The organism is Rhodococcus rhodochrous (assembly GCF_014854695.1).
Lineage (GTDB): Bacteria > Actinomycetota > Actinomycetes > Mycobacteriales > Mycobacteriaceae > Rhodococcus.
The window spans coordinates 284,152-306,580 of record NZ_CP027558.1 but is presented as its reverse complement, the minus strand read 5'-3'; the positions used below and the strand labels follow the sequence as shown (position 1 = coordinate 306,580).

The 22,429-nt window shown below is 63.5% G+C and carries 18 protein-coding genes; 12 read left to right on the top strand and 6 right to left on the bottom strand.

Going from position 1 to position 22,429, the window contains the following annotated elements; genetic code table 11:
* Nucleotides 1-5: 5 nt before the first annotated feature.
* Nucleotides 6-1,079 carry an LLM class flavin-dependent oxidoreductase gene (locus C6Y44_RS26235; RefSeq protein WP_145709439.1) on the bottom strand — a complete coding sequence of 358 codons (1,074 nt, stop codon included), beginning with the start codon at nucleotides 1,077-1,079 and terminating at the stop codon, nucleotides 6-8.
* A 264-nt stretch (nucleotides 1,080-1,343) separates the two neighbouring features.
* On the opposite strand from C6Y44_RS26235, the gene C6Y44_RS26230 reads away from it, so the two are divergent.
* The 5 genes from C6Y44_RS26230 (at nucleotide 1,344) to C6Y44_RS26210 (ending at nucleotide 7,685) form a co-directional block, all read left to right on the top strand.
* Complete coding sequence (locus C6Y44_RS26230; protein ID WP_064060777.1) at nucleotides 1,344-2,084, top strand: GntR family transcriptional regulator; 741 nt, start codon at nucleotides 1,344-1,346, stop codon at nucleotides 2,082-2,084.
* A 370-nt stretch (nucleotides 2,085-2,454) separates the two neighbouring features.
* Complete coding sequence (locus C6Y44_RS26225) at nucleotides 2,455-3,822, top strand: MFS transporter (protein ID WP_192379104.1); 1,368 nt, start codon at nucleotides 2,455-2,457, stop codon at nucleotides 3,820-3,822.
* A gap of 1 nt (nucleotide 3,823) precedes the next feature.
* The gene (locus C6Y44_RS26220) at nucleotides 3,824-5,728 is read left to right on the top strand and encodes an FAD-dependent monooxygenase (RefSeq protein WP_192378925.1); all 1,905 of its coding nucleotides are present in this window, start codon (nucleotides 3,824-3,826) and stop codon (nucleotides 5,726-5,728) included.
* The gene (locus C6Y44_RS26215) at nucleotides 5,725-6,594 is read left to right on the top strand and encodes an alpha/beta fold hydrolase (protein ID WP_192378924.1); all 870 of its coding nucleotides are present in this window, start codon (nucleotides 5,725-5,727) and stop codon (nucleotides 6,592-6,594) included. The genes C6Y44_RS26220 and C6Y44_RS26215 overlap by 4 nt, the downstream gene beginning before the upstream one ends.
* 134 nt (nucleotides 6,595-6,728) lie before the next feature.
* Nucleotides 6,729-7,685: a 3-carboxyethylcatechol 2,3-dioxygenase gene (locus C6Y44_RS26210; protein ID WP_192378923.1), complete on the top strand. Its 957-nt coding sequence runs from the start codon at nucleotides 6,729-6,731 to the stop codon at nucleotides 7,683-7,685.
* 210 nt (nucleotides 7,686-7,895) lie between these two features.
* On the opposite strand, the gene C6Y44_RS26205 is transcribed toward C6Y44_RS26210, so the two are convergent.
* Together C6Y44_RS26205 and C6Y44_RS26200 are read right to left on the bottom strand one after the other, a co-directional pair.
* The gene (locus C6Y44_RS26205; RefSeq protein ID WP_192378922.1) at nucleotides 7,896-8,810 is read right to left on the bottom strand and encodes a ParB/RepB/Spo0J family partition protein; all 915 of its coding nucleotides are present in this window, start codon (nucleotides 8,808-8,810) and stop codon (nucleotides 7,896-7,898) included.
* Nucleotides 8,810-9,514 (bottom strand): ParA family protein, encoded by a 705-nt coding sequence (locus C6Y44_RS26200; protein WP_085471009.1) that lies wholly within the window; start codon nucleotides 9,512-9,514, stop codon nucleotides 8,810-8,812. Before C6Y44_RS26200 ends, C6Y44_RS26205 begins: the two co-directional genes overlap by 1 nt.
* 1,288 nt (nucleotides 9,515-10,802) lie before the next feature.
* Between C6Y44_RS26200 and C6Y44_RS26195 the strand changes: the two genes are divergently transcribed.
* The 7 genes from C6Y44_RS26195 to C6Y44_RS26165 all read left to right on the top strand — a co-directional run bounded on the left by C6Y44_RS26195 (nucleotide 10,803) and on the right by C6Y44_RS26165 (nucleotide 19,666).
* A complete protein-coding gene (locus C6Y44_RS26195; protein WP_192379102.1) occupies nucleotides 10,803-11,903 on the top strand; it encodes a carbon-nitrogen hydrolase family protein in 1,101 nt (366 codons plus the stop codon).
* A gap of 352 nt (nucleotides 11,904-12,255) precedes the next feature.
* Nucleotides 12,256-13,215 (top strand): AraC-like ligand-binding domain-containing protein, encoded by a 960-nt coding sequence (locus C6Y44_RS26190; protein WP_006553303.1) that lies wholly within the window; start codon nucleotides 12,256-12,258, stop codon nucleotides 13,213-13,215.
* A 1,593-nt stretch (nucleotides 13,216-14,808) separates the two neighbouring features.
* Nucleotides 14,809-15,447 (top strand): TetR/AcrR family transcriptional regulator, encoded by a 639-nt coding sequence (locus C6Y44_RS26185; RefSeq protein WP_006553302.1) that lies wholly within the window; start codon nucleotides 14,809-14,811, stop codon nucleotides 15,445-15,447.
* 22 nt (nucleotides 15,448-15,469) lie between these two features.
* Complete coding sequence (locus C6Y44_RS26180) at nucleotides 15,470-16,720, top strand: acyl-CoA dehydrogenase family protein (protein ID WP_192378921.1); 1,251 nt, start codon at nucleotides 15,470-15,472, stop codon at nucleotides 16,718-16,720.
* Nucleotides 16,717-17,793: a selenide, water dikinase SelD gene (gene selD / locus C6Y44_RS26175; protein WP_088898919.1), complete on the top strand. Its 1,077-nt coding sequence runs from the start codon at nucleotides 16,717-16,719 to the stop codon at nucleotides 17,791-17,793. The genes C6Y44_RS26180 and selD overlap by 4 nt, the downstream gene beginning before the upstream one ends.
* A complete protein-coding gene (locus tag C6Y44_RS26170) occupies nucleotides 17,790-18,335 on the top strand; it encodes an adenylyltransferase/cytidyltransferase family protein (RefSeq protein WP_006553299.1) in 546 nt (181 codons plus the stop codon). The genes selD and C6Y44_RS26170 overlap by 4 nt, the downstream gene beginning before the upstream one ends.
* Entirely contained in the window at nucleotides 18,332-19,666 is a 1,335-nt protein-coding gene (locus C6Y44_RS26165) for an alkaline phosphatase family protein (protein WP_225623862.1), read from the top strand. The genes C6Y44_RS26170 and C6Y44_RS26165 overlap by 4 nt, the downstream gene beginning before the upstream one ends.
* Nucleotides 19,667-19,941: 275 nt before the next feature.
* Here C6Y44_RS26165 and C6Y44_RS26160 read toward each other — a convergent pair whose 3' ends face one another.
* The 3 genes from C6Y44_RS26160 to C6Y44_RS26150 form a co-directional block, all read right to left on the bottom strand.
* The gene (locus C6Y44_RS26160; protein WP_255312755.1) at nucleotides 19,942-20,301 is read right to left on the bottom strand and encodes a DUF5313 family protein; all 360 of its coding nucleotides are present in this window, start codon (nucleotides 20,299-20,301) and stop codon (nucleotides 19,942-19,944) included.
* A 26-nt stretch (nucleotides 20,302-20,327) separates the two neighbouring features.
* A complete protein-coding gene (locus tag C6Y44_RS26155; protein ID WP_085470883.1) occupies nucleotides 20,328-20,864 on the bottom strand; it encodes a MarR family winged helix-turn-helix transcriptional regulator in 537 nt (178 codons plus the stop codon).
* A gap of 446 nt (nucleotides 20,865-21,310) precedes the next feature.
* Complete coding sequence (locus tag C6Y44_RS26150) at nucleotides 21,311-21,895, bottom strand: acyl-CoA-like ligand-binding transcription factor (protein WP_225623861.1); 585 nt, start codon at nucleotides 21,893-21,895, stop codon at nucleotides 21,311-21,313.
* Nucleotides 21,896-22,429 lie beyond the last annotated feature (534 nt).

The window sequence follows — 22,429 nt, the reverse complement described above, 5'->3', positions numbered from 1 at the left end:
AAGGATCAGGCGTGGGCGAGGATCGAATGCCCGATGTTGTCGATGTCGCGGGCGGCTGTGCGTGGGTTGGACAGGAAGACTTGAAGGATGTCGACGCCGGCCTCGCGCATCAGGGCTGTTTTTTCTCGTAGCTCGGCAGGAGAGCCATACAGGCACCAGTAGTCGACGAGTTCCTTGGTGATGATCGGACGGTGCCGGGGGTCGAGGCCGCGCAGGTACTTCGCCCAGACGTCGAGGTAGTGCGGTTGGTCCGCGGATTTCGGGTCGCCGAGGTATTGCTGGGCGGCGGTGAGTGAGGCGTCGACGATCGAGTCGCCGAGTTCGTCGCGGTGTTGGTCCATCAGTCCGGCGTTGGTGATGCATGAGCTGATCGGTCCGGATCCGAAGCCGTTGGTGACGCCGTCTTCCCAGGTTTCTCCGTTGCCGAGTTGGTAGAACCAGGACAACGAGACGAGCTTGACAGAGCCTGGGGCTCGTCCGGCATCGGCGACGGCTTTGTCCAGGAGCCTACGAATCATCTGGATCATGTCGATGTTCGGTCCGAGGCAGTAGACGACGGCGTCGGCGTATTTGGCTGCTTCGGCAAGACCGCGGGGCCCGCCGGCAGCAACCCAGATCGGGATGTGGTCGGTGACGTTGTAGAAGCCACTTTCCTTGTCGAGAAACTCCACGTCCCGGGACTGTCCGAGCCAGGTGTGGTTGACCCGGCGGCCTGCCATCAGTTCACGGGAGACCTCGATGGCGTGGGACAGTTCGGAGATCTTCGCGGTGCGGTTGCCCATGGAACGCAGCGCGTTGTTGGCGGTACCGATACCGAGGAAGGTTCGGCCTGGCGCCAAGGCATTGAGAGTGGCCATGGAGTTCGCGGTGACCGGGGCGATGCGGGTCAATGGGTTGGTGACCATGGTGCCCAGGTGGATGCCGGTGGTCTGCTGCGAAGCCAGTGCGAGGAACTGGTACGGATCGGAGAACAGCAACGGGCCTTCGCCGACACCGAAGTGAGTGACCCCGAGGTCCTCGGCCTGCTTCACCATCGCGACCTGGTCGATTTTGGCGCAGGTGCCGATACAGAATTCCATAAGTTTTCTCCTTGCACGGGGCCCGGTGGTGTGCACTTGGCTCGTCCTACCCGTCGTAGCGGGGATGTGTCCGACGGCCTCACTGCGGGTGTGCATGCCTCCGGAGTGAATTCCGCGATTGGGGATGCTGCCTACCGATCGCGAACTGGAATGCTAGCGTTCCAGATGAAGGTAGCCCACAGTGACTCACACCACAAGTACTAGAATGCAAGTCGCTGCCTTCAACTCCCAGCACCACCGATAACCGACGGAAAGCCTGAGCCGATGACCTCGACCGATCCCGGCCCTACGGCTAGCACCGAGGCTGCCGCCCTCCTTGCGCACGTCCGCACCTCCGGGGCACGCCTGTCCTCCGCGCTCTACGACATCTTGAAGACCCGATTGCTCGAAGGCCGCTATACAGCTGGCGAGAAGATCGTCGTCGAGTCGATTCGGCAGGAATTCGGGGTGAGCAAACAGCCGGTCATGGATGCCCTGCGTCGCCTCTCGAGCGACAAACTGGTCTACATCGTCCCTCAGGTCGGATGCGAGGTCGTTTCCTACACCCCGCGTGAGGTCGAGGACTTCTTCACCCTGTTCGGTGGTTTCGAAGGAGCCATTGCTGCGGTGGCGGCCACGCGGCGAACCGAGGCGCAGGTGCGGGAACTGGATCTGATCTCTGCACGCGTCGATGCCTTGATCGCCTCCGACGATCCCGAGGTCCGCGCCCACGGATACCGAGTTCACAACAGGGAATTCCATGCCGCCATCCATGCGATGGCGCATTCACGGATCATGGAGGAGACCAGTCAGCGGATGTGGGATCTGTCGGATTTCCTGATCAACACCGCCGGCATCACCAACCCGCTCGCGAGTGCGTTACCCGACCGCCAGCACGACCATCACGAGATCGCCGAGGCGATCCGAAATCGCGATGCCGCTGCGGCGCGTGAGGCGATGGAGCGCCATATCGTCGGCACGATCGCGGTCATTCGCGACGAATCGAGTGCTCAGCCATCGCGCTGATGGTGAGCCGCTCCCTGTAACGGGTTCTGTGCGACCAGACAGGCCTACAGGCTTCCGCCCCGCCTGCGGCGCTGTATCTTCAGGCAGCGCCGCATCACATTGATCGCCACAGAGCGATCCAGCCTCCTCCGACAGAGACTTGCGTCACCATTCGCGCTGGAGTAGCTTCGAAACTAGACGTCTAGCATTCCAGTTGCTCGGCCCCTTTCTGCGGCGGCCCTCTTCGACATCCCGACGAATCTCAGACGAAAGGCGCGGCCATGACCGCCTCGCACCCAGCATTGTTCGCAGTGCCAGCCTGCCCCGCCCCTCGCAGCGGGGGAACCACACCGTGACCACCGCGCCGACTTCCGCAACGAAGACCTCCCCGATGCGGGTGGCCCTGGCCAGCTTCGTAGGGACCACCGTCGAGTACTACGACTTCTTCATCTACGGCACCGCGGCCGCACTGGTCTTCCCCACCTTGTTCTTCCCCGATGCTTCACCTGCTATCGGAATCCTGTTGTCCTTCGCTACTTTCGGCGTCGGATTCCTCGCCCGACCCCTCGGAGGCATCGTCTTCGGCCACTTCGGTGACCGGGTCGGCCGCAAACAGATGCTCGTCATCTCTCTCGTCGGTATGGGTGCCGCCACAGTACTGATGGGACTGCTACCCGGTTACGCCCAGATCGGCATCGCCGCTCCGATCCTGCTCACCTTGCTGCGCCTGGTTCAAGGCTTCGCCGTAGGCGGTGAATGGGGTGGCGCCACCTTGATGGCCGTCGAGCATGCCCCCACCGCGAAGAAAGGATTCTTCGGCTCCTTCTCACAGATGGGTGCTCCCGCCGGGACGAGCATTGCGACCCTGGCGTTCTTCGCCGCTTCTCAACTCCCGGACGAGCAGTTCCTCAGTTGGGGCTGGCGGCTACCGTTCCTGTTCAGCGCGGTCCTGATCGTAATCGGCCTGTTCATCCGCCTGTCCCTGACCGAAAGCCCCGACTTCGCCGAGATCAAAGCCAACAGTGCTGTAGTGCGGATGCCGATCGCCGTCGCATTCCGCAAGCACTGGAAAGAAATCTTCCTCATTGCCGGCACCTACCTGTCCCAGGGAGTGTTCGCCTACATCTGCATGGCGTATCTCGTCTCCTACGGCACCACCGTCGCCGGAATCAGCCGCACCTTCGCCCTGGCCGGCGTGTTCGTCGCCGGCCTCGTCGCCGTCCTCCTCTATCCCGTCTTCGGCGCCCTGTCGGACACCTTCGGCCGCAAGACCATGTACCTGCTCGGCGCCGTCACCATGGGGGTGGCGATCGGCCCGGCCTTCGCACTGATCGACACCGGAAACCCCTGGCTTTTCATGACCGCGCAGGTACTGGTCTTCGGCATCTCCATGGCCCCCGCCGCCGGAGTAACCGGATCGCTGTTCACCATGATCTTCGATGCGGATGTGCGCTACAGCGGCGTCTCGATCGGCTACACGATCTCCCAGGTCGCGGGCTCGGCGTTCGCCCCGACCATTGCGACCGCCCTGTACGCCTCCACCAACACCAGCAACTCGATCGTGCTCTACCTACTGATCGTCTCGGCCATCTCGGTGGTCTCGGTGATCCTGCTGCCCGGCGGCTGGGGACGCAAGGGCGCGACACGCCAACTGGTTGCCGACCAGCGCACCTCGACACCGAATGCAACTGCCACCGCATCCTTTTCGGCTCCGCCCACCATCGACGCCGCACAGTCCCTGCGGACCTTGGACAAGTGAAGTGACCACCATGAACGACCACGACTCCACGTACGACACCGATGTCATCATCGTCGGACTCGGTCCCGCCGGCGGCACAGCCGCTCTCGCCCTGGCCACCTACGGTGTACGCGTCCACGCCGTCTCGATGTTCCCCTGGGTCGCAAACTCACCCCGCGCGCACATCACCAACCAACGCGCCGTCGAAGTACTCCGCGACCTGGGCGTCGAAGACGAAGCCCGCACATACGCCACCCCGTGGGACCAGATGGGCGACACCCTGTTCACCACCAGTCTGGCCGGTGAAGAAATCGTCCGGATGCAAACATGGGGCACCGGCGCCCGGTACGGCGACTATCTCGCCGGCAGCCCGTGCGCGATGCTCGACATCCCTCAGCCCCTGATGGAACCGGTACTGATCAAGAACGCGGCCGAACGCGGTGCGTTGATCAGTTTCAACACCGAATACCTCGATCACAGCCAGGACGAGGACGGTGTCACGGTGAGATTCCGGGATGTGCGCTCGGGCACCGAGTTCACCCAGCGAGCGCGCTTCCTGCTCGGCTTCGACGGTGCCCGCTCGAAGATCGCCGAACAGATCGGACTGCCCTTCGAAGGCGAGCTCGCCCGTGCCGGCACCGCCTACATCCTGTTCAACGCGGATCTGAGCAAGTACGTCGCTCACCGGCCAAGCATTCTGCATTGGATCTTCAACTCCAAGGCCGGTTTCGGTGAGATCGGCATGGGTCTGCTGCGGGCGATCAGACCTTGGGGCCAGTGGATCGCCGGATGGGGCTTCGACATGTCCCAGGGCGAACCCGACATATCCGATGACGTTGTGCTCGAACAGATCCGTACCCTTGTCGGCGACCCTGAGCTGACCATCGACATCGTGTCGCGCTCGTTCTGGTACGTCAATCAGCAGTGGGCCGAGCATTATCAATCCGGCCGGGTGTTCTGTGGCGGCGACGCCGTACATCGGCATCCGCCGAGCAGCGGCCTGGGCTCGAACACCTCCATGCAGGACGCATTCAACCTTGCCTGGAAGATCGCCTACGCCGTCAAGGGATACGCGGGACCGGGACTGCTCGAGTCCTACTCCCCCGAGCGGGTCCCGGTCGGCAGGCAGATCGTCGCGCGCGCCAACCAGTCCCGCAAGGACTACGCCGGTCTGCGCGAGTGGTTCGATCCCACCAGCGACGACCCGGTCACCGCCGGCCTGATCACGCTCAAAGCCCCCTCCCCCGAAGGCGCGGCCCTGCGCGAGCGCCTGTACGAGGCACTCGAGGTCAAGAACACCGAGTTCAATGCCCACGGCGTCGAACTCAACCAGCGTTACGCCTCGTCTGCGGTGGTCCCCGACCTTGAAGCCGGTGAGGAGGTATGGGGACGCGACCGGGAACTGTACCTGCAGGCCACCACTCGTCCTGGCGCCAAGCTGCCACACGCCTGGTTGGTCGGCCCGGACGGTACCCGGGTCTCGACCCTCGACGTCACCGGCAAGGGACAGATGACCCTGCTCACCGGCATCGGCGGCCAGGCATGGAAACGTGCCGCTGCCACATTGGACCTACCGTTCTTGCGCACCATAGTCATCGGTGAAGCGGGCATCAACGACTCGTACGGGTACTGGCGGCAGATCCGTGAAATCCATGAGGCCGGGGCTCTTCTCGTGCGCCCCGACGGCTACGTCGCCTGGCGGTACAGCGCTCCGGTATGGGACGACAGCGAAGCACTCACCCACCTCGAGAACGCGCTCACCATCGTCCTCGACCGCGCCCCGCACGAGACCCCAAGCGCCAGGAACGGCGGTACGCCCCAGTACAGCACCCACGCCGTACCGATCGTCGTCCCGCACGTCACCGCCGACGACGCAACACCAGCCTCCACAGCCAGCATCACACCAATCGAGGGAGCACACGCATGACCCGCCCGTACACCAGCGTCTGGGACGATCTGAACCAGGTCGAGTTCAGCCAGGGGTTCATCCAGGCCGGCCCATACCGCACCCGCTATCTGCACGCCGGGGACGACTCCAAGCCCACACTCATTTTCCTACACGGCATCACCGGCCACGCCGAAGCATATGTCCGCAATCTGCGTTCACACTCCGAGCATTTCAATGTCTGGGCCATCGACTTCATCGGCCATGGCTACTCCGCCAAACCCGATCACCCGCTCGAGATCAAGCACTACATCGACCACGTGCTGCACCTCATGGATGCCATCGGCGTCGAGAAGGCATCCTTCTCAGGCGAGTCACTGGGCGGATGGGTCACCGCCCAGTTCGCTCACGACCACCCGGACAAAGTCGAGAGGATCGTGCTCAACACCATGGGCGGCACCATGGCCAACCCACAGGTAATGGAACGGCTCTACACCCTGTCGATGGAAGCCGCCAAAGACCCGAGCTGGGAACGCGTCAAAGCACGCCTCGAATGGCTCATGGCCGACCCGAACATGGTCACCGACGACCTCATCCGCACCCGCCAGGCCATCTTCCAACAACCGGACTGGCTCAAGGCATGCGAAATGAACATGGCCTTGCAGGACCTCGAAACCCGCAAACGGAACATGATCACCGATGCCACCCTCCACGGCATCACCGTGCCAACGATGGTTCTGTGGACCACCAAAGATCCCTCCGGTCCGGTCGACGAAGCAGAGCGCATCGCCTCCCACATCCCCGGCGCCAAGCTAGCGGTCATGGAGAACTGCGGACACTGGCCCCAGTACGAAGACCCCGACACCTTCAACAAACTGCACCTGGATTTTCTCCTCGATCGCAGTTGACAGATGCAGTCGGTGCCGCCCTCCCCTGAACCCCCTGGCGGCACCGGCAGGACCCACCCATCCGACGAACCTCATCCGCTCTCGCTCGAACCATCCGGGCAGAGGCCGTGAAGTACCAGCAAGGAGACTCCGCGATGCCTGTGGCGCTGTGCGCGATGTCGCACTCCCCCCTGATGGGACGCAACGACCCCGATCAAGAAGTCATCGACGCCGTCGACGCCGCCTTCGACCACGCGCGCCGGTTCATCGCCGATTTCGCCCCAGATCTGATCGTCATCTTCGCCCCCGACCACTACAACGGGGTCTTCTACGACCTGTTGCCACCGTTCTGCATCGGAGCCGCTGCGCAGTCCGTCGGCGACTACGGCACCGAAGCTGGCCCCCTCGACGTCGACCGCGACGCCGCTCACACTATTACGCGCGAAGTACTCGACAGCGGCATCGACGCGGCGTTCTCCGAACGCATGCACGTCGACCACGGTTTCGCCCAGGCACTACAACTACTCGTCGGATCGATCACCGCAGTACCGACTGTGCCGATCTTCATCAACTCCGTCGCCGAACCCCTCGGCCCCATCAGCCGAGTTCGGCTGCTCGGCGAAGCTGTCGGACGAGCAGCCAACAAACTGGGCAGACGCGTCCTGTTCGTCGGATCCGGAGGACTCTCCCACGACCCACCGATTCCGCAGTTCACCACCTCGCCTGAGCAGGTGCGCGAACGGTTGATCGACGGCCGCAATCCGAGCGACGCCGAACGCGAAGTCCGCGAACGACGCGTCATCGCCGCCGGGCGAGATTTCGCTGCCGGTACCGCCACCATTCAGCCGTTGAACCCCCACTGGGACCAGCATCTTCTCGAAATTCTGGCATCCGGCGAACTTGAACAAATAGACACGTGGACCAATGACTGGTTCGTCGAGCAGGCCGGCCACTCGTCCCATGAGGTGCGCACCTGGATCGCCGCCTACGCCGCGCTCCACGCAAACGGCCCCTACCAGGTCACCTCAAGCTTCTACCGCGAAATACCTGAGTGGATAGCAGGATTCGGAATCACGACAGCCTTCACCCGATCCTCGAACCACATGAAGTGACCGGCAGCTGCACCCCCAGAAAAGGTCTGTCGTCTTCGACAAGTCCAACTGAGCGCGACCATAACCGCACCGCCGCGGTTATCAAGCAATGCACTACTACAGGCCCACTAGTCACTCTTCCCAAGCCGGGCCCATATTCCAAGTACATCACTACGCAAGGCTGAGCAGTGGAAACCACTGTGAAGCAACGCTATCGGCTTTGGATCGCCGTTACCGGAGCTCGAGTGCATCGATGAGCTTGCGACGCTCGTCATCGGTGAAGTGCTTCCGCACCGCCGCGGCCAGCACATCCGGATCCGCCCCCAGACGCTTGAGCGCCTGAGCCACCTTGTCCACCGGCTCGAGCTTGCTCGCAGGTTCTTTCGGCTGCGGCGCCTCAGGCTCGGCAGTCTCTGCGTCGGCTTCAGGTGCCGGCTCAGGGTTCTGGGCTGCTTCCCACGCCGCGACCTGGTCCTCGAGCGGAACCCGCGCCAGCGAACGGGCTTGCCGCACAGCGAGATCACCTGCCCGCAGGGCTGCTTGCAACTCGGGGGCGAGTTTGAGCAGAGCACGACGCTGGGACACCCAGCCTTTGGAGCGGCCGAGCTTCTTCGCCGCCGCATCCGCACTACCGAACTCGGAGACCATCAACTCCACGGCCTTGGCTTCTTCGAGGACGTCGAAATCGCGGCGGTCGATGTTCTCACTCGTTGCCGCCCACAGGATTTCGCCCTTGTCGACGGCGATGCTGTCGCGCAGCACCACATCGAGGCCGGGGCGGCCGTACTTCTGGGCCGCAGCGAGCCGGCGGTTGCCGTTGACGACGATGTACTGCGCTGCACCGAGATCGTCTTCATCCTCGGGCCACAGTTTCAACCACGCCGTGCGGCTGACCACGGTGCCCGGTTGCAGCTGCCGGTCGGTAATGGTCGCCAGATCCGACAGATCCCCGAGCTCGTCACGCGGGTTGCGCGGGTTGGCGATGAGCTGATCGACCGGAACATCGGCGAGCAGTTGACCTTCGAGCGGCTCGATCGTCGTCTTCGTCTTCGTGGGTGCGGGGGTGCGCTTGCGGTCGACCGGAGAATTGTCGCCGACTGCTCCGACGAGGGAGGCGAAGTTCGCGCGCCCACCCTTGGGCGGCATCAGCGACCACCATCCGCGAGCTCGAGGCTGAGCTTGTAGAAATCCTCCCGTGCCTGCAACGAGACGCGGTTGGCTTCGTACTCGGTAACGACACGGCCTTCGGCGGCGGCGCGGGTGTGGACCTTGTAGTGCCGCACCACCGTTCGCGCCAGCGGCCAGCCGTTGGCCTGGACGAACTCGCGCGTCTGCTCGAGGTCGACCTTGCCGTCGCGGGGATCCCAATTGTTCACCACAACAATGAATTTCTTGCCGAGAGGTTCGATGACCTGCTTGATGGTGCGCGCGGTGGGATCGAAACACAGCGGTTCGGGTTCGATCGGAACGATGACCAGATCAGCGACCTCGAGCACGGCGCGCAGGGCGTCGGCGGAACTGCCGGTGCCGAGCACATCGGTGCCGTCGTCGGCACCGGACAGGTCGATCCAGCCCGGGGTGTCGACATAAACGTGCTTGATGCCGGGCAACTTGTCGAGATTACGGAGCACGTCGAGGTTGTCGTGGACCTGATCGATCAGAAACGGCAACTCCTCGACCCGCGAAGCCCACCAGACTGCGGAGCCCTGCGGGTCGACCGAGATCGCGGCGACCGGGGACTGAACATCGTCATCGGCGCCGGCGGTCACGGCGGTGAGGACATCCGCTTTGACAGCGGCAAGGTTCATAGTGAGCGTCGATTTTCCGACACCACCTTTTTGGTTGAGCATGACATGAACAGCCACAGGTTACCTCCGTATGCTTCACCCCAGGGTGGGGCTACTTCGGACTCGCGTCGTCATCTCTTGACGGAGATGATGATTGCGCCTGCACCACGGTAATCTCCGCGAGACGCGCAACACGTACGATAGACCCTTACAGGTCTACCGAACAAGCTTTCGCCGAATCATCTCAGATGCCTTGCGTTCTCACCCTCACGTGAGAGCGCCGACCGAGTCGACGCCACCTCCAGCGCCACCGAACACCTTCTCTTCAAAGACATTCTGCACCAAGTGAATACATGGTAACTATCTCAATCCTGCTATCTCCCTGACACTGTCGATGCGGAAACGGTCCCACACGGCTCCGCAAACTTACGGGTTCCCTATACCGCGCCGAACTCGGCCCGATCGGTGGCGTGCCGGGGTTCAAGAATGCAGATTGACGAGATGATGCGGGCAAGCCCTGACGGTCGAGCGCTGATCGCGCTACCTTGAACCGCGCATCACTTTCGTCACTGTGACAGCGAACCGGTGACCAAGTCACACGACTTGGCAACCCATCGCGCTACTGAGGACCGCCATGAACCCCACTGCGGTTTACCGCGGTAAACCAGAGATCACCTCGAACCGTCGGCAGGGACGCATTGCCACGATCAGAATTCACGGGTGCACCCAAGGCCGCACCGCTAGATACCGAGATCCCGTTGGCCGAGAACCCCAGCGCCGAAGGCTCATCCACACCCTCAGACACGCGGGAGCAGCGGAACCCGAACTTCCACCCCGAATCGAATTATTACTTTTGCAAAGCACCTACATCGCCTACAGTCGACCACATGACCTGACCGTCTCGGAAGTCGCTGTCCAACAAGTAATGTGGTGCATCAACAGCATGCTACCACCGACTTCGCGGAGTGCAATCACGCCCTTACTCTCACAGAGAGCACGCAATTGCGGCGTGGACACATTCCTGCCGAACGACTACCACAAACCCATCGATCCCCCCGCTACTCGACGATCGAACCAGAAACGGGGACGCACAGCCGACGTAGACCTCGACCTATCCGCCGTTCCGCAGAAGGACACCGACCACCACCGCTTCAACATCCTTCAACGTGCCCGGCCAGTCCTTCGACGAATCGAAACGGCGAAGAGCCGCCTCGGACCCCCCGGCCGAACCGCTCGATGAACTCCCCTACACGGGTGGCGCAGAATGCCAGGACCCGTGTCATTCCACGTCAATTCACGCGCCTTTTCACCTCGTACTGTCCTGCCAAACACAAGCAACGGAGGTACGGACATGGTCGAATACACAAACACATTCAAAGTTGCTGCGGTGCAGGCACAGCCTGTGTGGTTCGACGCGGCCAAAACGGTCGACAAGACCGTGTCCATCATCGCGGAAGCAGCCCGGAACGGGTGCGAGCTCGTTGCGTTTCCCGAGGTATTCATCCCGGGGTACCCGTACCACATCTGGGTCGACAGCCCGCTCGCCGGAATGGCGAAGTTCGCCGTGCGCTACCACGAGAATTCCCTGACGATGGACAGCCCGCACGTACAGCGGTTGCGCGATGCCGCCCGCGACCACGACATCGCCGTAGTGGTGGGAATCAGCGAGCGGGATGGCGGCAGCTTGTACATGACCCAGCTCATCATCGACGCCGAGGGGCAACTGGTCGCCCGACGCCGCAAGCTCAAGCCCACCCACGTCGAGCGTTCGGTATACGGAGAAGGAAACGGCTCGGATATCTCCGTGTACGACATGCCTTTCGCACGGCTTGGCGCGCTCAACTGCTGGGAGCATTTCCAGACGCTCACCAAGTACGCAATGTACTCGATGCACGAGCAGGTCCACGTCGCGAGCTGGCCTGGCATGTCGCTGTACCAGCCGGAGGTCCCCGCCTTCGGTGTCGATGCCCAGCTCACGGCCACGCGTATGTACGCACTCGAGGGACAAACCTTCGTGGTCTGCACCACCCAGGTGGTCACACCGGAGGCCCACGAGTTCTTCTGCGAGAACGAGGAACAGCGAAAGTTGATCGGCCGAGGCGGAGGTTTCGCGCGCATCATCGGGCCCGACGGCCGCGATCTCGCAACTCCTCTCGCCGAAGATGAGGAGGGGATCCTCTACGCCGACATCGATCTGTCTGCGATCACCTTGGCGAAGCAGGCCGCTGACCCCGTGGGCCACTACTCACGGCCGGATGTGCTGTCGCTGAACTTCAATCAGCGCCGCACCACGCCCGTCAACACCCCACTTTCCACCATCCATGCCACGCACACGTTCGTGCCGCAGTTCGGGGCACTCGACGGCGTCCGTGAGCTCAACGGAGCGGACGAACAGCGCGCATTGCCCTCCACACATTCCGACGAGACGGACCGGGCGACAGCCACCCTCTGACTCGGGCGCACCCGTGGCGCCTCCGAAGCGCCACGGGTGCGTGAAGGGGCGAGACAGGGGAATCGGAGGATCACCGAGTACAACGCATCGTCGATCGCAGCGAGTCAGCCCGCCCGTAACCCCCGATAGGTCCACCCCACGTATCCCCGGTCACGCCTTCTCGACATGGGGTAATCGAGGTCGTCGTGGCCTGTATCGACATCCAGAGTCCCTGAGCTGAAGGCGCCCACCACCCTATGTCGCGATGACCTTCTCGCCGCACCGCAGAGAGCCGACATCGAGACCGAGCCCGGCATCACGATTACGGCTACCCTGAAAAGAACAATGAACGGGGTTAGCACCAGGTAGGTCGATGAACACTTTCTTCTCCTCTGACCAGGTCTCGGCACCCGATCGCGTCGCGCTCTGGCACGATGTCATCTGCCGCAGCTATGTCCCGCTCAACATCACCCTCACGAGCGAGCAACCCTTCATCGGTACGGTCTCGACGGGCAACTTGGGCACGGTACGTATCGCGACGTCCTCGTCACTGCCCCAGCAGATCACCCGCACTCGTCGCTTGATCAGCCAGGACGAGCGTGAGTACCTCATGGTTGGGGTGCAGTCCGCCGGCCATGCACTCGTGCAGCAGCACGGCAGAACTGCACGAGTCGGTCGCGGTGGACTGGTTTTCTGGGACACTCGCCATCCCTACGACATCCTGTTCCCGACAGACTGGAGAATGAGCGTATTCCAGTTCCCGCGATACTCTTTCGGCTTCACCGAAGATTTCATCGGCAGGATGACCGCGGTGAATGTCGGGGGCGATCGCGGTATCGGACGAGTGGTTTCATCCTTCATGACAAGCATCAACGATGCGACCGATGCAGGAGACTTGGCGGAGGTAGCTTCACTCCACAACAGTGCTGTCGATCTTTTGTCAGCGGCGATACGGACCGAGCTTGCCGATCAAGCCGCCGCCTCCGACGGCCTACTCGAGTGCGTGCTTGCGTATATCCGACAGAACCTGGCCGACCCGAACCTGTGTGCCTCACAGATCGCGGCGGAGCACAACGTCTCTGTGCGGACCCTCCACCGACTGTTCTCGGCCACGGGACAGGGCGTGGCCGAACACATCCGTACCCTCCGACTCGAGCGCATCAAGACTGAGCTGGCAGACCCAACGAGTCGGCGATATACGATCAGCGCGTTGGCGAGAAAATGGGGGTTCCTCGATCCCTCAACGTTTTCACGCGCGTTCAAAGACGCCTACGGCATCACTGCCCGAGAGTGGGCGGCTTCTGCATCAGCACCACCGACGGAGGCTTCGTAGAAAGAGCCCGGTATCCGGCCTGCCCTTGTTCGCTTGCACACCGTTCGGTCCGTCACTTCCGATGAAGCCGAAGCCGGCAGGTTGGCTTCCTTCCGCAATTCGATCGCTCGGGGATTGTCCGGGGGCACCGCTGGTGACCTCCAGGACCATTCCGGCCTGGTGTCCGCGAGCGGTATGCACCTGCCCAGATGCATCCGGGCCGCGATGCCAGTGCTCGGCAGGACCCACCGGCGACGACGGCCAGCGTGACCCCTGGACCGGTCGGTCGAATTCGCGCCTGCCGACCGAGAATCGGGACCCGGTGTGCCGCCGCAACACTCCCGGCCGGTGACCGGATCGCCGGACGAGCACGCTAGGTGTCCATCGTCCTGTCCGTACATCAGCCACACCGAGTGTTCGCGTGCCGGGACGCAACCAGTCCCCCGGCTGGGTCAAGAGCCTTGCGATTCGCCGAGCCGGCCCTCCATCGGTGAAGCCGATCCGATCGGTGAAGTGCTGACCACCGGATGAGTAGCACCCGTTCCGACAGGTGTCAGCGCGCGGTCGCCGCGGTACTCGAGCCGAGGGGGAACATCGCACGTGCGTCGAGCACGGGGACCGGGGCCACCGTCGCCGCTGTGATCGCAACCGTGGTCTCGGTGGTATCGAACGGCTATGGAGCCGACCTCGCGTCGTCTCCGCTGCGTACCGATGCTGACAGCTGCCGGCATATATCCGCAGATGTCGCTGCGGGCGTTCGGTGGACAGGCGCTGCGAGCAGCAGTGCAGCGCACTGTAGTCGGTGGCTCGACGGCGATCTCGTCCACCGCCAGAACGTGGTGCCGGCTGTCACCGACGTCGGAGTCCTACCGGAATCGATCACCCGGTTCGGTCACCAGCTGACCGAACCGGACCACCCCTTCGACCACACCACCCTTCCCTCCCTCAGGTCGAACAGAGTGACGACACAGAACGACCGAGGATCGCCCGGAAGGAGACGGCACAGACGGCTGCCGAGCCACCCCGTTGCCGACCGGACCGCACCGTGCACCCAGCTGAGGGTCACATCAACGGGAAAGTTCGAGCCGCCTACACACCGGGGCTTGGCGCCGAGCAGGTGGACTCGGATCCGGAAGCCGCGAGCAGGCGCTGGTGCATCTCCGACGACCGGATCGGAGTGTGCAGCCCGCAGCGTCGGGCCGTGCCATGACGCCGTCGGTCACCAGCGCCTGCAGCATGTCCTGCTACTGCGGCGGGCAGCGAGAAAATCGCCTGTTCAGCATGCCGTCGGGCATCGCTGAGGTTGCCATGAGCATCATGTGAACCATCGATGGTGGGTGCATCCGTGTGGACGCAGAGCGCGAGTGGTCGACGGTGCACGAGCTTGTCGACTGTGGGGCCGTCCTCACCTCGGCCGACCGAGTACACCGGGTCTCGTTCAGACGCCGGATCCACGCGCTCGGTCGCTCGGTATCGGCGACGGCTGGGACGCAGGCCTGATGCCGGTACCACTCAGAACAACCCCGACAGTGGGTCCGGCAAGCTGGAACCGTTGACGCCCCTCACAGAAGAGAACTACAGTTAAGGAAACTGAACGCTGTTATGGAAAATGACATGTCGATCAATGCTCAGAACACGGTCCGCGAATCCGGGTCACGGCGCGGTGCCGTGCGGGAGTTCAAGAAAGGACTGATACGCGATGCCGCGAAGCGCATCTTCGCCGAACGCGGCATCGACGCCGCCTCGATGCGCGAGATCGCCCAGGCCGCGGGCTACACAACGGGAGCCATCTACACCTACTTCGACACCAAGGAAGAGCTCTACGCCGAAGTGCTGCGAGACTCCCTGCACGCCCTGCAGTCCGAAGTGGCCACCACCGTCGAAACCTCACCCGACAGGCCGGCATCGGCCGCGGCACTGCACGGCTTGTGGTCCTTCTACGACACCCATCCCGCCGACTTCGAACTCGGCTTCTACCTGTACGGCGGAGTCCGCCCTGCAGGCCTCAACAAGAAGCTCGACGAGGAACTGAACACCCTGTTCGACCAAGTGATGACGTTGATCGCGAATGGTCTGATCACCGACGGACTGGCAACCGAGCAGACTGCACACCACCTCGCGGTGGTCCATGCCACCTGGGTCTTCGGATTGCTCCTGATGACAAAAACCGGTCGCGTGAAATCGGTCCGCGACGACGCCGAAGCCATGCTCGACAGCTACCTGAAGATGGTGGCTACACACCAAAGGCTATGACCTGAAACAGAATCGAGAGACGATGACCGAACACTCCATGTCGATCGCTCCTACAGCTCGGGTGCAGGAGTACACCGACCGTTTTCGCCGGTTCCTCGACGAGGACGTCCGTCCACTCGAAGAGGAACTCGCGAAGCACAACGTCGGCACTGCCGGACAACCGAAGCTCGACAGTGAAGGCCGAATGCACCCGATCGTGTGGGAGGCTCGCCGTGAGGTGCAACGGCGCGCCGGCGCCCTGAACCTGTACGCCCCACACATCAGTGCCGAACTCGGAGGCGGTGGATTCAACCGCGTGGAGATGCACCACGTCGAGGAATTCGTCTACCGCCATTCCGGTCTCGGGCTCGGTTTGGCCGCCCTTGCATGGACAGAGGGCCCGAACCCCGCGAGCGAGCACATGTCGGAAGCGATGCGGGAGCGGTATCTCACGCCGTTGATCAAAGGTCAGATCACTGCTGCGTTCGCCAACACCGAACCCAATGTCGGCACTGATGTCCTGGGTATGGAGACCTGGGCGAAACAAGACGGCAGCGACTGGATCATCAACGGCCGCAAAGCATGGATCACCAATTCCCATTTCGCCGACGTATACCAGGTCGTCGCCGTCACCGAACCCGGCGCCGGAACCCGGTCGCTGACGATGTTCCTCGTCGATGCCGACGCCCCCGGTCTCGAGCGCGGCCCCGACCTGCCGACCATGATGGACGACGGACTCACCGGCGAACTCGAATTCCGTGATGTGCGGGTGCCTGCGGAGGACATCGTCCGTGAGGTGGGCGACGGCTTCGCCCTGGCCATGTCCTGGATCAACTGGCGGCGATTGTGCCGCGGTGGCATGTGTTCCGGATGGGGCCAATGGCTCATCACACGAGCGATCTCCCGATCGCAGGAACGCAAATCCGGTGGCCGCCCCATCGGTGATCTGCAATCGATCCAGCACCTGATCGCCCGCATGGCTCTCGAGTTCTACCAAGCACGCTCGACCTCCCTGGTCGCACAAGCCGAACTCGACCAGTGGGGCGCGTTCGAGATCCCACTGCACAAGGAAGCGCCGCGCCTGATCAGCCTTCTCAAGATCATCAATGACGAGGCGTTCTACCGCCTGGCCGACAGTGCAATCCAGGTCCACGGCGCCAACGGTTTGCTGCGTGGCTCCCCGGAAGAAAAACTCTTCCGAGTGGCCCGCAACCTGCGGATCCCCGCCGGCACCTCCGAAGTGCAGCTCAACGCCATCGCCCGTGGCCTACTCCGCGAAGCAGCAGTGTCATGACCACCACGATGCGCCGCCTGACCGAGTATTCCCATGGCGGAGGATGCGCCTGCAAACTCCCACAGTCGATGCTCGACGACGTAGTCACCATGATGCGACAGGCCGGAGTTCCCCAGTCGGACGAGTCCGGATTGCTGATCGGACTCGACACCCCTGACGACGCTGCCGTCTACGCCATCGACGACACGAAGGCATGGATCGTCACCACCGACTTCCTCACTCCCCTCGTCGATGACCCCCGCGACTGGGGCCGGATCGCCGCCACCAATGCCCTGTCCGATGTGTACGCGATGGGCGGCCGCCCCCTGATCGCCCTCAACATCCTTGCCTGGCCCACCGACCTCGGCGCGGACATGTTGAACAAGGTTCTCCACGGCGGCGCGGATGCTGTCTCTGCCGCCGGCGCTCTGGTCGTCGGCGGCCACAGCATCACCGACCCCATCCCCAAATACGGCCTCGTCGCGATCGGTGAGGTCGAGCGCGACAAGATCCTCACCAAAGGTGGCGCTCGCCCCGGCGATCTACTGGTGCTGACCAAACCCATCGGGGTCGGCATCATCAGTACCGCAATCAAACGTGGTCAAGCCCCGCAGAACTCACGTACCGCTGCAGTCGCGAGCATGACCAGGTTGAACTACTCGGCCAGCCGGATCGCCAGTGAGGCCGGGCTGAAAGGAGCGACCGACATCACCGGCTACGGATTGATCGGCCACCTGCACGAGATGGCGGCCGCGGCCGGCCTCGGAGCTCGCATCGACATCGACCGAGTTCCTCTTCTGCCCGGAGTGACGGCTCTGATCGCCGACGGCTGTGCTCCCGACGGAAGCCGCAGGACATTGGTCAATGCACTGCGGAAAGGGTGGTTCGAGCCTTCTTCGCTCCCGCAGGAGCAGCAGCTCCTATTGGCCGACGCCCAAACCTCCGGGGGGCTGCTTCTGGCCGTTCCACCCCACGATGCCGTCTCGGTCGTTGCCGCTCTGCGCGCCGGCGGTGATGCCCATGCCTGCGTGATCGGTGAATTCGTCGACGACGGCCGTCCCGGCGTCGTCACTGCTGAAACGAGCACACGATGACCGAATTCGGTTGTGTCACCGGCCGATTCCAGCCTGTGCACAATCAGCACATGGAACTGTTCGAGATCGCCCTGAACGAGTGCGATCACCTGGTGGTGGCGATCACCAACCCGGATCCGAGCGCACACCACGAAGAAGCAAGTTCGGCGCACCGACACACCCGGGCGGCCAATCCGTTCACCTACTTCGAGCGGGCCCGCCTGCTCGACGCTGCCCTGACCGACCACGTCCGGGCCGGACGAGTGACCATCGTGCCGTTCGACCTGACCCAACCGCAGCTCTGGCCGCAGTATGTACCCCACTCGGCACGGCATTTCGTGCGGGTTTTCAGCGACTGGGAACACGACAAAGCCAGATGGCTCGCGCAGGCCGGCTACGCGGTAACCGTCGTCGACGGCGACCCGGTAACCAAGCTGAACGCGACCGACATCCGCCAGGCGATGCTGGCCGGTGACGACAGCTGGCGACACCACGTGCCCGCAGCCACCGTGGCGTTGCTCAGCGAGCTCATCGCCACGAGCGTGCTGGAGGAACAGCCATGAGGATGCCCGGCTACGGCGAAACCCAGCCCCGCCTCGACGACGATCGGATGCCCGTCATCCTGGTCACTCTCGACGGGCTCGGGGACCGACCCGTCCCGGAGTTGTCGGGCCGGACCCCCGCTGAGGCGGCACGCACCCCCGTCCTCGACCGATTGACCGCCCGCGGGAGCAGCGGGTGGCACATACCGTTCGGATGGGGACGCGCCCCCGCCTCCGAACTGGCCCATTGGGCCATGTTCGGATACTCCGACATACCGTTTCCCGGACGTGCCGTCCTCGAAGGAGTCGGCGCGGGCATCGACCTACCGCTCGACGCCGCGACCACTTTTGCCGCACTACGCACGTCCTGCGTCCAGAACGGACAGGTATGGATCACCGGGCGCGTAGGTAAGGACGACGCTGCCGACGCCGATCGATTATTCGAGGAACTGGCACCGCTGTTCGACAAGGCCGACGCGCAGCTTCATCCGGTCGGTCGAGGGGAAGCGGTGCTCGTCCTCCCGCACCACACCCGCGGCGACGTCACCGACTCGGACCCCTTCTTCGAAGACTTCCACCCTTGGTTGCAGGTCACATCGGCCGGTCCGGAGGCGACAGATCTGGCCGAACGCCTCAACGAACTGCTGCTGACCGCCCGGCGTCATCTCCTCACGAGTCCGGTCAACGCAGTACGCGCCGCCGACGGACGCCCCGCTCTCGACGTCATGACCACCAAATGGTCGGGCAGCCGGCGACCCGTGCCGGATTTCCTCACCCACGCCGGCGTGGCAGGAGCTGCCGTCACCAGCACCCGCCTCTATCGGGGCATCGCTGGGCTCCTCGGGATGCGGCACCATCACCTGCCTCCCGCCACCGATCACGGTGTGGATATGACCACACGTATCGAGGCGGCCGAGCACTTGATCGACGAGGGTGCACGCTTCGTCCACATCCACACCAAGGCCACCGACGAGGCCGGGCACACCAAACAGCCACGCGCCAAGCTGGACGTACTCGAAGCGCTCGACCCGGCGTTCGAACGCTTCGAGTCCTTGTCGGAGCGCGCCATTGTCGCGATCACCGGCGATCACGCCACTCCCTCGGCCGACGGCGTCCTGCACACCGCCGACCCCACCCCGCTCCTCGTCGTCGGACCCACCGTGCGGCCCGACGCAGTCACTCGATTCGGGGAATCGTTCGCGCACCGCGGCTGGTACGGAACCGTCGCTGCCCGCGACCTGCTTCCCCTGTTGTTCGGTCACGCGAATCGGCCGGTGTTCCTCGGCCACCGAGCAACTCCGCGACAGACCCTCGCGTTGCCTGATAGCCCTGCCGCGATGCCGGCGGGCTGACCTTCCTTTCCCGGTCTGCGCAGCACCGCTACGCCGAACGACGACTGTCGCCGCCATGTGCACCACTCACTCACCGGTTACACGAGGACGCCCCTCGTGCACCGTGTGCGGTACCGAAATCGGCCGTAGACCGTGCGGTCGTGCCTCGATGCCGGGGCATCCCACCACCGCCGCAAGAGCCGGGCAGGGGCCCTGCCGCCCGGCAATCCGCCAACGTGGGTGAGATAGGCGCCGGTCCGCAACCCTGACTCCGCGTTCAGAGCTGCCCGTACTGTCTAGGCTGCGCGACCGAACCGGCGTTCGTAATCCTCGCGTTCACGCGAGGCGCGCGCCTGTGCCTTCGCACTGAGCAGATCCGGATCGAGACCGTGTTGCTGGAGTCGATGACGTTGCCAGATGCTCATCAACGCCACAGAAAAGTACATCCAGGGCAAGAGCAGCAACATCATCATCGAGACGGGAATCCATACCGGTCCCGGGATCAGCAGGAACAACAGCAGCAGCGGGATGACCGGCACATTCCACCGAAGAAGATATCGGCGCACGCCACCCGGCCCCAGGATGTCGTTACGGACCCAGTCCTGCATCTGCGGAGGCAAGGGGCGGCCAACCACATAGGCCAGGCGCTGAATCACGGTAGGTCGTGTGCGAAGTGGGGTCGTCACAGCGTTCCCTTCGTTGTATCCGGTGGCTCGGATGGATCTCGGGACGGACGTCGATCCGAACTGGTTGTTGCATGTGCTGCAGCATCATTGAGACGGGTCAGTGCCCGATGCAGCTCCTGGAGCTCCGCGGGCGAGACACCGAGCTTCTCGACTACGGCGACCGGGACTTTCTCGGCTTCGTTCCGCAGGGCGCGACCTCGGGCAGTGAGATCGACGACCAGTTGACGTTCGTCTACACGACTGCGCGAACGAGTGATCAGCTGCGAGGCTTCGAGGCGCTTCAACAAAGGTGAGAGCGTGGGCGAGTCCAGCGCCAACGCTTCGCCGATCGCCTTGACCGACATCGGAGCTTTCCCCCACAGCGCCAACATCACCAGGTATTGCGGGTGAGTGAGCCCCAGCGGCTCGAGGATGGGCCGGTAGACAGCCAGGACGGCCCGGTTGGCAACGGCAAGCGCGAAGCAGACCTGTCGGTCCAACGCCAAGAGGTCGTCGTTCCCCAGCCCGATCGAAGCGAGGTCACCTGTGGTCACAGGACGAGCGTACTGGAATCGATCGTGCACGAACAAATCGTGTGCGAGGAATTTTCGAGATGTGCATCACCGGCACGGCCTGCGATGCAGTTCGACATCCGAACAAGTGCGACTCGCACCTGCGCACCCACTCCGATCGCTCGAAGTGTCGCGAATACCGAACCCAGTGGCGCCACGCGCTTCACCGGCCAGATACTTCACCAGTTCCCCATCGGGCCGAGCGGCGACGAACTCTGCCCGGGCCGGCGGTTCGGCACGATGCAGCGCCTCACGATCGACGGCCGGCATTCCGGACGGCAACGGGCCGGGAAACGGTGAGTCCCGTCCGCGGGCAAACCACCACCACCGGCGGTGCATCGATCCGGTACATCGACGGTGCGCACGTCACTGGCCCTCGGGCACATCTCGCACGTAGGTTCCGCCACTGCGCAGGAGGCCGATGCGCCTTACTTACAAGGTTGTTCGTCGATCCACTTCTGCAGGCTGTGCCCCAGCGAAGCCAACGACCTATCGAGTATGGTCAACACCTCACTGGGGGATGCGGGAGACCTCACTCCCTCGCGCAGGACGGCGAGCACCACGGACTGCACCGCACCCCCGACAGCAGCCGGCACCACCGCCGCCGGACGCGTACCGACACGGGACGCAACGAACGTCGAGACGACCTCGGACCACACCAACCACCGTTGCGCACCCTCGGCCTGGAGTTCCGGTGAGGCGTCGAGGATCCGAATCTGGGCGGTCCAGACGCCCTCGTCGTCGAGTCGGGCCGCTACCGTATCGATCACCCCGGCCCGGATCGCTTCCATGACCGGCACCTCATCGCCGACTGTGTCGAAGGCGCTCTGCAGATCGCGGGTGCTTTCCTCGAAAGGAAACCACACGAGTGCCGCTTTGCTGGAGAAGTACCGGAAGAAGGTGGTCTTGCTGATCCCTGCGGCCGCAACGATGTCCATGATCGATGTCTCCGCATAGCCCCGTTCGAGAAACAACTCGAACGCGGCGGCCTCGACCTGCGCACGAGACGACACCTGTGGACGTCCACGTCTGCCGGTAGCCATCGCGTTCCCCCCTTTTTCCGACCCGAGACTTGATTTTGGGTACCCGGTACCGTAAAGATAGGCGACGCGCGAAGCGACCGACAACATGATCTTGCGACACCCACCACGACCCGTCACCCCCTGTCGGCGGACCGTGGATCCCGGTCGGTGAACCGACCCCGTCCCGGATGCCCTGCCTGTCCCCCCTCCTCCAACGGGCAGGGCATCCGGGCCCTCCATACCGTGCGGCGCAGGGCGGGGTTGTGTGCCATCCGTTCGGTCGATGAGCTCGCCATGTCCCGCCGGTGCCGTTCGCCGGTATTTACCTGCGGGACAGTCGGTATGCCGATCGCTCTCACCGTCCAATCCCGCCCCCTTATCGGAATCCTCTTTACGTTCACCTGCGAACATGGACGGTACCGCTCATGCAGAAGAGATTCGGACATCCGATCGGAGGGTGCACCATCGATGTCGGCTGCTCGTTCGGTTCCGTGGCATGATCGACTTGATTTTCGGAACCGAGTA